General features: G+C 71.6%; 11 protein-coding genes and 1 tRNA gene. 7 read left to right on the top strand and 5 right to left on the bottom strand.

Annotated elements, in window-relative coordinates; all coding sequences use genetic code 11:
* The 3 genes from ABT116_RS35235 to ABT116_RS35225 form a co-directional block, all read left to right on the top strand.
* Positions 1 to 647, top strand: a 647-nt coding sequence (locus ABT116_RS35235; RefSeq protein WP_351642431.1) for a penicillin-binding transpeptidase domain-containing protein, incomplete at its 5' end; no start/stop codon positions are given.
* A 57-nt stretch (positions 648 to 704) separates the two neighbouring features.
* On the top strand, positions 705 to 1,982 hold the full coding sequence (locus ABT116_RS35230) for a polysaccharide deacetylase family protein (protein ID WP_351642427.1): 1,278 nt from the start codon (positions 705 to 707) through the stop codon (positions 1,980 to 1,982).
* A gap of 107 nt (positions 1,983 to 2,089) precedes the next feature.
* Complete coding sequence (locus tag ABT116_RS35225; protein WP_351642424.1) at positions 2,090 to 3,262, top strand: amidase domain-containing protein; 1,173 nt, start codon at positions 2,090 to 2,092, stop codon at positions 3,260 to 3,262.
* 19 nt (positions 3,263 to 3,281) lie between these two features.
* Here ABT116_RS35225 and ABT116_RS35220 read toward each other — a convergent pair whose 3' ends face one another.
* Together ABT116_RS35220 and ABT116_RS35215 are read right to left on the bottom strand one after the other, a co-directional pair.
* Positions 3,282 to 4,685 carry a hypothetical protein gene (locus ABT116_RS35220; protein WP_351642422.1) on the bottom strand — a complete coding sequence of 468 codons (1,404 nt, stop codon included), beginning with the start codon at positions 4,683 to 4,685 and terminating at the stop codon, positions 3,282 to 3,284.
* A 74-nt stretch (positions 4,686 to 4,759) separates the two neighbouring features.
* Complete coding sequence (locus tag ABT116_RS35215; RefSeq protein WP_351642420.1) at positions 4,760 to 5,587, bottom strand: DUF4097 family beta strand repeat-containing protein; 828 nt, start codon at positions 5,585 to 5,587, stop codon at positions 4,760 to 4,762.
* Between the two features lie 210 nt (positions 5,588 to 5,797).
* Between ABT116_RS35215 and ABT116_RS35210 the strand changes: the two genes are divergently transcribed.
* Positions 5,798 to 5,869: transfer RNA gene (locus ABT116_RS35210), tRNA-Val, on the top strand.
* A gap of 77 nt (positions 5,870 to 5,946) precedes the next feature.
* On the opposite strand, the gene ABT116_RS35205 is transcribed toward ABT116_RS35210, so the two are convergent.
* The gene (locus ABT116_RS35205; RefSeq protein ID WP_351642417.1) at positions 5,947 to 6,498 is read right to left on the bottom strand and encodes a hypothetical protein; all 552 of its coding nucleotides are present in this window, start codon (positions 6,496 to 6,498) and stop codon (positions 5,947 to 5,949) included.
* A gap of 268 nt (positions 6,499 to 6,766) precedes the next feature.
* Between ABT116_RS35205 and ABT116_RS35200 the strand changes: the two genes are divergently transcribed.
* Both ABT116_RS35200 and ABT116_RS35195 read left to right on the top strand, forming a co-directional pair.
* Positions 6,767 to 7,105, top strand: coding sequence for a DUF6153 family protein (locus tag ABT116_RS35200; protein ID WP_502983987.1), 339 nt, complete (start codon positions 6,767 to 6,769; stop codon positions 7,103 to 7,105).
* A gap of 97 nt (positions 7,106 to 7,202) precedes the next feature.
* Positions 7,203 to 7,856: a DUF305 domain-containing protein gene (locus ABT116_RS35195; RefSeq protein WP_351642413.1), complete on the top strand. Its 654-nt coding sequence runs from the start codon at positions 7,203 to 7,205 to the stop codon at positions 7,854 to 7,856.
* A gap of 66 nt (positions 7,857 to 7,922) precedes the next feature.
* On the opposite strand, the gene ABT116_RS35190 is transcribed toward ABT116_RS35195, so the two are convergent.
* Both ABT116_RS35190 and ABT116_RS35185 read right to left on the bottom strand, forming a co-directional pair.
* On the bottom strand, positions 7,923 to 8,276 hold the full coding sequence (locus ABT116_RS35190; RefSeq protein ID WP_351642410.1) for a DUF8825 domain-containing protein: 354 nt from the start codon (positions 8,274 to 8,276) through the stop codon (positions 7,923 to 7,925).
* Positions 8,277 to 8,327: 51 nt separating this feature from the next.
* Complete coding sequence (locus tag ABT116_RS35185) at positions 8,328 to 9,224, bottom strand: ketopantoate reductase family protein (RefSeq protein WP_351642408.1); 897 nt, start codon at positions 9,222 to 9,224, stop codon at positions 8,328 to 8,330.
* A gap of 102 nt (positions 9,225 to 9,326) precedes the next feature.
* Here ABT116_RS35185 and ABT116_RS35180 point away from each other — a divergent pair, with 102 nt between their 5' ends.
* Positions 9,327 to 9,557 carry a DUF2277 domain-containing protein gene (locus tag ABT116_RS35180; RefSeq protein ID WP_351642406.1) on the top strand — a complete coding sequence of 77 codons (231 nt, stop codon included), beginning with the start codon at positions 9,327 to 9,329 and terminating at the stop codon, positions 9,555 to 9,557.
* Positions 9,558 to 9,712: the final 155 nt, after the last annotated feature.

Here is a 9,712-nt window from a genome sequence, read left to right as displayed (position 1 = left end):
ACTGGGACCGTGGCGGCAAGCAGGTCACCTCCCGCAACGACGGCGGGAAGTCCTACGGGCGCATCAGTCTGAGCCGGGCGCTCGCCCTGTCGGTGAACACGCCGTTCATGCAGCTCGGCATGGACACCGGCCTGGACACGGTGCGGGACACCGCCCAGCGGGCGGGTCTGCTCTCCTCCAGCTTCGGACCCCAGGTGCCCGCCCTGTCCCTGGGCAGTGCAACGCCCAGCGCGATCCGCATGGCGAGCGGATACGCCACGTTCGCCGCCGCCGGCAAGCACGTCGAGCCGTACTCGGTGGCCCGCATCACCCGCAACGGCTCCAAGGTCGCGCTGACGAAGCCCGCGACCCGCCGTGCGGTGAAGGCGAGCGTGGCCGAAGCGGTCCAGTCCGCCCTCACGGACGCCTTCCGCACCGCCCACCCGGATGCGGCCACGACCGCCACGGTGGCCGGGAAGGCCGGCACCACCCAGAACGACACCGCCGCCTGGTACGTCGGCACGGCCAACTCCGTGTCGACGGCCGTGGTGGCCTACCGCATCGACCTCACCAAGAGCCTCGAACCCCTGCCGCTGGACGGCATCGCGGGCTCTCCCGGCGACAGCGTCCCGTACCGCATCTGGTCCGGTGCCCGGGGTATCGGCTGATTCCCGAGCCCGGCCCCGTTCCGTCCCCCCACCGCCTCCTCGCAGAATGAGCCGCGCATGAACTCGCCGTCCGGCCGCCGCCGCCGACCCCGTGCACCCCGCCGCGCCGTGCCCCCGGGGGTGCTGGCCCTGGCGGCCCTCGTCGTCGTCGCGTCCCTGGTGGCGGGCTACGTGGCGCTGACCCGCTCGGACACCACTACCCCGACCGCCTCTTCCGGGGCTCGCAAGGGGGCCACCGCGAAGCCGGACCAGGAGCCCCGGTGGGACGGCAGGACGAAGGTCCTCGGGGACGGCTCCACCTCCTACACCGGCCCTCAGAAAGGGCAGTTGAAGCCGGTGCCGCTCAAACCGGGCCAGAAGCCGCCCCAGTTCGTGGTCTTCTCCTGGGACGGCGCGCTGCAGGGCGACGACGGGCTCTTCTCGCACTACCGGGAGCTGGCCGAGGAGTACGACGCCCACATGACCTTCTTCCTCACGGGCATCTACCTCCTGCCCAAGAGCAAGAAGGACCTCTACGCCCCGCCCCAGCACGCCAAGGGCTCGGCGGCGATCAGCTTCCCCACCGACGAGCACATCCGCACCACGCTGGAGCAACTCGGCAAGGCGTGGCAGGGCGGGAACGAGATCGGCACCCACTTCAACGGCCACTTCTGCGGCAAGAAGGGCGGCGGCGACTGGAGCGTCGCGGAGTGGAAGAGCGAGATCGACCAGTTCTACGACTTCGTCGAGAAGTGGAAGACCAACACCGGCTTCGAGGACGTCGACCCCCTGCCGTTCGACATCAGGAAGGAGGTCACGGGCGGCCGCGCGCCCTGTCTGGAGGGCCAGAAGAACCTGCTGACGGCCGCCAAGGGCTATGACTGGCGCTACGACGCCAGCTCCGCGGGCGACTTCCAGATATGGCCCGCCAAGAAGAACGGCATCTGGGACTTCCCGTTGCAGATGCTCCCGTACGAGGGCGGCAAGTACCAAGGCCTCTCGATGGACTTCAACTTCCTCTACAACCAGTCCGAGGGCGAGACGGAGGGCGACCCGGCGAAATACCCCGAGTGGGAAGAGCAGACCGTCGCCTCCTACATGTCCGGCTTCAACCGCGTGTACTACGGCAGCCGTGCCCCGCTCTTCATCGGCAACCACTTCGAGGACTGGAACGGCGGCATCTACATGCGGGCCGTCGACCGGGTCGTCAAGGAGATGTGCACGAAGAAGGACGTCAAGTGCGTGTCCTTCAGGGAACTGGCCGACTGGCTCGACGTGCAGAAGCCCGGGACCCTGCAGCGACTGCGCGGCCTGGACCCGGCACAGTCGCCCGACTGGTCGACGGTCGTGAAGTGATCAGGTCCGAAAGTAACCGGCGCAACACCCTTCACACCGGCCACACACTTCATGCAAAGATCTCCTACCCCGGCCACCCTTCGGCCGGGGCAAGAGGGGAAACACCAGTGAAATCAAGGAAACTGAGCGGGACGCGCCGTCGCGTCACGATACTCGGGGCCGCGGCGACCTCGGTCGTCGCCGGCGTCGCCCTGCTGCCCAACTGGAGCGCAGGCGCGGCGGTCAGCGACGATCCCACGGTGGACGCGCGGACCAAGGCCACCTTCCAGCGGCTGGCCGACGCGGTCTTCACCGACCGCACCAACGCCCTGGTCGACGGCGGGCGGGCAGACGCCGACAAGCCGCTGACCGACGGCTTCTCCGGCGACGTCACGCTGTCCTCGGGCACGGCACGCACCGAGGACGCCACCCTGTCCGCGCTGGGGCAGCGCAAGGAGAGGCTGGCGAAGGCCGGCGAGACGTACGGCAAGGCCAGCACCACCGTCACCCTGAACGCCACGCGGGTGACGGGCCGTACGGCCAAGGCGGACGTCACCGAGACCACGACCCTGACCTATGCCGGGGCCCATGGCGACGCGCCGAAGACCACCGGATTCCAGGCCCGGCACGAGCTGACCTTCAAGGCCGACCGGCAGGGCGACTGGCGGCTCACCGGCATCCGCGACGCCGACGAGGGCGGTCTCGCGGTGAACACGCTCTCCAAGCCGGCCCCCGTCAAGGCGACCACCGCCGCCGACAACACCACGCCGAACGCCCCGCGCGCGGCGATCACCCGCAACCCGGCCCCCGCCCCGAAGACCGGCACGACGTACGACTACAAGGCCATGGCGGCCTACGCCGAGAAGTACTGGAACGTCTACAACAAGGACTACCCGGACTTCAGCGGTCACGGCGCGGGCGGCGACTGCACCAACTTCGTCAGCCAGGCCCTGAAGGCGGGCGGCTGGAAGCACGCCCCCGGCTACGTGTACGACTACACCAAGTGGTTCGGCAACAACGAGATCCAGTCGGACTCCTTCATCGGCGTCAACGAGTGGTCCTGGTTCGCCCAGAACTCCAAGCGGACCCAGCCGCTCGCCAACGTCTTCCAGCTCGAGGTCGGTGACGTCCTCCAGATGGACTTCGACCGGGACGGGTCCAAGGACCACACGATGATCGTCACGTACAAGAGCGGCGGCGTGCCGTACGTGACCTACCACTCCAACAACACCCTCCGCAGGTCGCTGGCGAGCCTCGTCGCGTCGTATCCGAACGCGTACTACTACGCCTACCGCACCTGAGAACGGGTGGGGGCCGGGCTCAGTGTCCGGCCCCTCGCTCCTCGCGGATCCCGGAGACGACGTGGGCCACGGCCCGGCGGACCGCTTCCGTCTCCGTGAGGAAGTGCCAGTAGTCGGGGTGGCGGCCCTCGAGACCGGAGACGGCACGGTCCAGGCGGGACACGGCGTCGTCCAGGGGGCGAGCGTGGCGCGGGTCGGGGGTGTTGCGGCCCGCCATGGCGAGGCGCTGGGCGTCGCGGATGGCGAAACGGGTGCGGTCGATCTCCTGCTGGGGATCCTTCTGCACGGCGTTCAGACGGTGCAGCCGGTCGCCGGCGGCGGAGACGGCCTCGTCGGTGCTGTTCAGCAGGGCGCGTACGGTCGACAGCAGGGCCGTGGCGTCGGCCCAGCGCTGTGCGGCGCGGGCGGCCTGGGCCTCGGCCAGCTTGGCCTCGGCCCGGCGGACGTTCTCGGCGGCGGCGTCGGGGACGTGCTGCAGGTCCTGCCAGCAGGCCGCGGTGAAGCGGCGGCGCAGCTCGCTCAGGGTCGGTTCGACCTGCTCGGAGCGGGTGGTGAGGGCCTGGGCGCGAGTGCGCAGGGAGACGAGGCGGTGGTCGATCTCGGCGGCCCGGTCCGGCAGCCGCTCGGCCTCCACGCGGACCGCCTCGGCCTCACGCGTGACCCGCGCGGCCCGCTCCAGGGTCTGCGGGACGCCGTGCTGTCCGGCGCCCTGGTTCAGCTTGGTCAGCTCGGGCGAGAGGGCGGCGAGCCGGGCGGCGAGATCGTCCGCCTTGAGCCCCGAGGCGCGTACGGAGTCGAGGGCTCCGGAGGCGGCGAGCAGGGCCTGGCGGGCGCGTTCGACCGCGGGGGCGAGACGGGCCAGCTGGGTCTCGGCCTTGCCGAGGAGGGGCCCCAGGCCGTCGGTGAAACGGTCCAGCTCCTGTTTGACCCGGCCGAGTTCCTCCTTGGCGGCGGTCAGCTCGGCCCGGGCGCGGGAGGCGGCGGAGGCCTCCAGGTCGTCGCGGTCGAGGTCGTGGGCGTCGACGGCGTCGATGTAGCGGTGGCTGACCTCGTCGATGCGGTGGCCGAGGGCGTCGAAGTCGGCCACGGCGCGGCGGGCTGCGGGCGAGTCGTCGACGGCGGTGATCGTCTCGATCGAGATGCGCAGATCGCGCTGGGCGGTGTCGAGCTCGTAGAACGCGGCGGCGGCGGCGTCCTTCGCCGCCTGGGCCTCGGCCCGCTGGTTCTCGGCCCGGCCGCCGAACCAGCGCCGGGTGCCCCCGCCCGCGAAGGCGGCGGGCAGCGCCAGCGCGGCCACCAGCGGCAACGTCATCAGGGTGAGCGCGTCCCGGAGCGGGCGGCCCGGCGTACGGGGAGCGGGGCGACGCGGGCGGTGTGCGCGCGGCACCGACGGCGAATCCGGCTGTACTGGTGTCGCCGTCACATCCCTCTCCCGTGCTGTGGTCCACCCTGCCCGGTGTCATTCTCCCACCGGTAGAGGACGAACACACGGGCCGGTCAGTTCGCTGTCCGGACCGTCACTTTGCCGTCGCCGGTCCGGGCGGACACCACATGGGCGCTGCTCTCGTCGCGGGGCACGGACACATCCACGCCGCCGTCGCCGGTCTCGGTGGTCACGCGGTAGCCGGCCCGGGGCACCGCGATGGTCACGGAGCCGTCGCCGCTGCGTGACTCCACGCGGTCCGGTACGACGCCGAGTTCGAGACGGACCGAGCCGTCACCGGTGTGGGTGCGCACGTCGCGGGAGGACACGTCCGCGCGGATGGAGCCGTCGCCGGTGCGCATCCGCAGGGGGCCGGTGGTGTCGCTGACCCGGATCGACCCGTCGTCGGTGCGCAGCCTGACGGGGCCGGTGGTGTCCGTGACGCGGACGGCTCCGTCGCCGGTGCGGATGTTCAGGGGATCGTGGAAGCCGCGGGCCCGCACGCTGCCGTCGCCGACCTCGACCTTGACGGTGATGCCGCGGGGCACCTCGATGCGGTGTTTGGCGGAGCAGTCGACGACGATGCCGGAGCACTTCAGCCGCAGAACCAGCCGGTCGTCCCGCAGGGACCAGGTGGTCTTGGGATCCTTGCCGATGGCGACCGACCCCTGGAACCAGCGGGTGACCTCGACCTTGCCCGCCGGATTCTCGTCGGCGGCGACGATCTCCAGGGCGGAGTCGTCCGAGTCGACGGTGAGGGTGCGGCCCTGGAGGCCGAAGGACCGGTGGTCGGGGTCCGTGTCGTCCCCGGCGGACGCCCCGCAGGCGCTGAGCCCGGCGACGAGCACGACGACGGCACCGGCGAGGGCGGTGGCGCGGGCGGCGGCGGTGCGAGTGGTCATGACGGTCTCCCCCTGGACGGACGACGGGCGCCTTGGGGCGCTCTACGACCGTATGGATCGGGGGGCCGCAGGGGGATCCGGGCCACTCCCGGATCGGGGGTGGGGATAACCCCAGGCGCGGGACCAGCGGCGGCCCCGGGATACGGGTTTGCGGGACCGTGCCCCGGGCAATGTAGGCTGTCGACTCGTCCTGGGCGTGGCCCGGGACCCGGGTGCGTAGCTCAGGGGTAGAGCGCCTGCCTTACAAGCAGGATGTCGGCGGTTCGAAACCGTCCGCGCCCACAGCACGGAGTTCTGCGGCAGAGGCCCTCCAGGGATGTCCCCGGGGGGCCTTTCCCGTGCCACGCCCGGCGCGGGGATCAGTAGTTCGCGTTGGCGAGGAGTTCGCCGTCCTTGTCGTACACCGTGACGAGGCCGTTCTTGGACTCGTAGCACGAGGTGAACGCTGAGGCGATGAGTTTGCCCTCGCCCTGGTGGGGGCCCATCAGGCCGCCGCTGAAGTCGGTGAACACCTCCGCCGCGTCCAGGATGTCGTTGCGCTTGTCCGCGCCGGTCACCTTCGTGACGTGTTCGACCGCGGCCTTCTCCGTGTCCGTGCCGTTCTCGGCGACGCAGCCGCGGAACTGCTCGGCCTGGGACTTCTCGTCGGCGGGCCCGTCCTTCTTGGGGCTGTCGTTGCCCTGTTTGCCGTCGGCGGTGACGGCCTTGTCCTTGTTCGAGGTGTCGCCGCTGTCGTCACCCCCGCCGCCCATGGCGACGGCGGCGATGAGGAAGAGCGCGAGGATGCCCGCGCAACCGAGGCCCGCGATCTTGCCCACGCCGCGCTTCTTCGGCGGCTGGGGCGCCGGGGCACCGTAGAAGGGCTGCTGCGGGTGGGGCTGGGTGGGCTGCTGCGGGTACTGCTGGCTCATGGGTCCCCCTCGGGATCAATCGTGTCGTGTGTACGACCCACCGGGGGAGCCGCGCGGTTGTAGAAGCCTGGACTAGTTCACCTGATGGGGGTACGGGCGATCGCACAGCCGCAGGAGGCTCGTGCGCGCGTCCGCCCCGGGTCGACGGTGGCTCCGGCCCCTTCTCTACGATGAGCACGTGAACAGTCCCCGCCAGCGCACTGCCCGGCCCGCCCTGAGGCGGTGGCAGGCGCTGTGCGTGCTGGGACTGTTGGCGGGTTTGCTGGGGATGCACGGGCTGGCGCCCGGGGGTGGTCTGCGCGGGCCGACGCATGCGCAGCAAGCGGATGCCCTCCCGTCCCACACGCCGCGGACGCATACGCCCGGCATCGACATGACCCAGACGCAGCTCGTGCCCTACGTGCACTGCGCCGGCGGGCACGTTCAGCACGCCGACGCGACCTGTGCTTCGGGTGCCGTGGGCGGGGGGCCGGTGCTGCCTCCGCTGGTTCCCGACCCCGTCCCCGCGGTCGTGCGGGACAGCGCCGTACGGGCGTATGCGGGCGGGGATTCGGATGACGCCCGCGCCCCGCCTTCCCTGGCCGAGCTCCAGCTTCTGCGGATTTAGACACCACGCGTCACGCCGGCCGGTACCGACCGGTGACGGCGTGATGCCTCCGTCGTGTCCGCAATCCTCAGTTCCTTGCAGAAGCAGGAGTTCACGCATGAGCAACAGCATCCGTACCCTGGCGCGCCGCGCCGCCCTCGTGGTGGCGACGGGTAGCGCGGCGGTCGTTCTCGCCGCCTGTGGCGGTGACGGTGCCGACCGTGCCGCCGGCGGTGCCGGTCACGGCGATGCCGGAAGCCACAGCCCGACCGGGGCCCCGTCGTCCGCCGGCGCCCACAACGCCCAGGACGTCGCCTTCGCGCAGGGCATGATCCCGCATCACCGGCAGGCGCTGGAGATGGCGCGGCTGGCCGGTGACCGGGCCTCCTCGGACACGGTCAAGGACCTCGCGGGGCGGATCGAGAAGGCGCAGGATCCCGAGATCCGGACCATGACCGGCTGGCTGAAGAGCTGGGGCGAGGACGTCCCCGGGGCCTCCGGCGGCGGCATGGACCACTCCGCGTCGGGCCACTCCGGTATGCCCGGCATGATGGGCGCCGAGGACATGGCCGCGCTGGAGAGGCTGACGGGCAAGGCCTTCGACGTGCAGTTCCTGACCCTGATGGTCGAGCACCACGAAGGGGCCGTGGAGATGGCCCGGACCGAGCAGAGCAAGGGTCGCTACGGCCACGCCAAGAGCATGGCCGACGACATCGTCACCGCTCAGAAAGCCGAGATCGCCGAGATGAACAAGCTCCTCGGCAAGAGCTAGAGCTGGAGCCAGTGCTGGAGCCAGTGCTGGAGCTCGGGCAAGAGTCGAGCTGACAGCCGGGCCCGGTCATGAGGCTCCGCCGGTCTTCTCCGGCGGAGCCTCGTGCGCGTGCTTCAGCTCCGAGCGGGCCGCCACCCGCTCGGAGCCTGCGAGCTCGGACCAGTAGCGGTGGGTGCTGACGAACACCGCGAGTTCGTGCTCCCGCTGCCGGAGCTTCTCCACCTCGGCCTGTTCGTCCGCGCTCCAGCCGGGGGAGGCGGGCCGTTCCACCTTGCGCCAGCCGTTGTCGTCGCTGAAGCCGTCCAGTGGCTCCACCGACCACGGGAGCCGCTTCAGCAGGGCCGACAGCTCGGCCCGGACCTGATGGAGTTCCTCCTGGCCGGCCAGGAGGTCACTCGGAAAGTCATAGGTCGTAGCCACGACCCAATGATACGCCTGTTCGAATTTAGCAGGCGAGTTCCTTCCTGGGGTTCATGCGAACGGGTGCAGCTCACCCACCACCCGGGTCGCCACCGGAGCCGGAATCCCGTGCCGCTCGGCCGCGCGCAGCAACGCCCCGCCGATGGCGTCCAGTTCGAGGGGCCGGCCCGCCTCGGCGTCGCGCTGCATCGAGGACCTGGTGGACGGCGGGAAGGCGTCGTAGCGGGCGAGCGCCTGTGCCGGGTCCGCCGGGCCGCCGCACGCGCGGCTGATCGCGGCCGTCTCCTCCACCAGGGCGGTCAGCTCGTCGCGGTGGCGGGTGCGGACGTCGCCGAGGGGGAGGCCGTAGCGGGTGGTGAGCAGGGCGAACGGGGCCAGGAACGACATCTTCGCCCACAGGGCCGCCGTCTCGTCCTCCAGGACGCGGGTGGCCGGACCGGCCGCGGCGAAGGCATCGGCGAGGGCGTCGAGGCGGGGCCTGGGTACGTCCGTGCCGGTCAGGTCGATCTCCGCGAAGGGACTGCCGTGTTCGACGACGCCCGCAGCGACACGGGTCGACTCGACGCGGACCACGGCGGGGGCCACCCGCTCGGGCCGGTAGCGGGCGCGCAGGGCCGCCGGGTGTTCGACTCCGTTCAGGAACGGCACGAGGAGGCCGTCGGACAGCACCGGCGCGGGGACCCGGTCCAGGGCGGCGTCCAGGGCCGTGTGCTTGACGGTGACCAGGCACGCGTCGACCGGCTCCCGCAGCTCGGTGTCCGCCTCGACGCGGGCCGTGAAGTCGCCGAAGCGGGCGCTGCGCACCCGGATGCCGTCGGTGCGCAGGGTCTCGGCGGTCTTCTCGCCGGACAGGCAGATCACACGGTGGCCGGTGCGGGAGAGCAGGGCGGCGAGCAGGCCGCCCACGCCGCCGGGGCCCAGAACGGCCACGGTGAGTTCGTTCGCCACGAGGAGTTCCTCTCGTCGGTCGGCCCCGGGATGGTGGCCGCCTCGGAGCGATCATGGCAGGCGTCGCTGTCGTACGAGGGCCGAAAGGGTGAGACTGGGGGCATGTGCCGGAGTATCAAGACGCTGCGCCCGCCCGCGATGCCCGAAGAGGCCACCGAGGCGGATGTGCGCGCTGCCGCCCTGCAGTACGTGCGGAAGGTTTCGGGATTCCGCGCCCCCGCCGCCCACAACCAGGAGGTGTTCGACCGCGCCGTGGAGGCCGTCGCCCAGGCCACGGCCGAGCTGCTGGACGGCCTCGAGGTCCGCGGGGCCGGGGCAGGGAAGGCGAGCTAGCCGGAGCCGGGCGGGGAGGGCGAGTCGGCCGGCCCGGGGTGGACGGTGAGCTTGCCGGGCCCCGAGCCGGGCGTGGAGGGTGAGTCGGCCGGCCCGGGGTGGACGGTGAGCTTGCCGGGCCCCGAGCCGGGCGTGGAGGGTGAGTCGGTCGGCCC

Origin of the sequence: Streptomyces sp. NPDC002130 (assembly GCF_040296465.1) — a bacterium.
GTDB lineage: Bacteria > Actinomycetota > Actinomycetes > Streptomycetales > Streptomycetaceae > Streptomyces.
The sequence above is the reverse complement of the archived record's forward strand: the minus strand, read 5'-3'. Positions and strand labels throughout refer to the sequence as shown.

Bases quoted from the DNA above. Each gene is read 5' to 3' on its own strand.
- ABT116_RS35230 (WP_351642427.1), top strand. From the start codon at position 705: ATGAACTCGCCGTCCGGCCGCCGCCGCCGACCCCGTGCACCCCGCCGC.
- ABT116_RS35215 (WP_351642420.1), bottom strand. From the start codon at position 5,587: ATGACCACTCGCACCGCCGCCGCCCGCGCCACCGCCCTCGCCGGTGCC.
- ABT116_RS35205 (WP_351642417.1), bottom strand. From the start codon at position 6,498: ATGAGCCAGCAGTACCCGCAGCAGCCCACCCAGCCCCACCCGCAGCAG.
- ABT116_RS35200 (WP_502983987.1), top strand. From the start codon at position 6,767: ATGCACGGGCTGGCGCCCGGGGGTGGTCTGCGCGGGCCGACGCATGCG.
- ABT116_RS35195 (WP_351642413.1), top strand. From the start codon at position 7,203: ATGAGCAACAGCATCCGTACCCTGGCGCGCCGCGCCGCCCTCGTGGTG.
- ABT116_RS35180 (WP_351642406.1), top strand. From the start codon at position 9,327: ATGTGCCGGAGTATCAAGACGCTGCGCCCGCCCGCGATGCCCGAAGAG.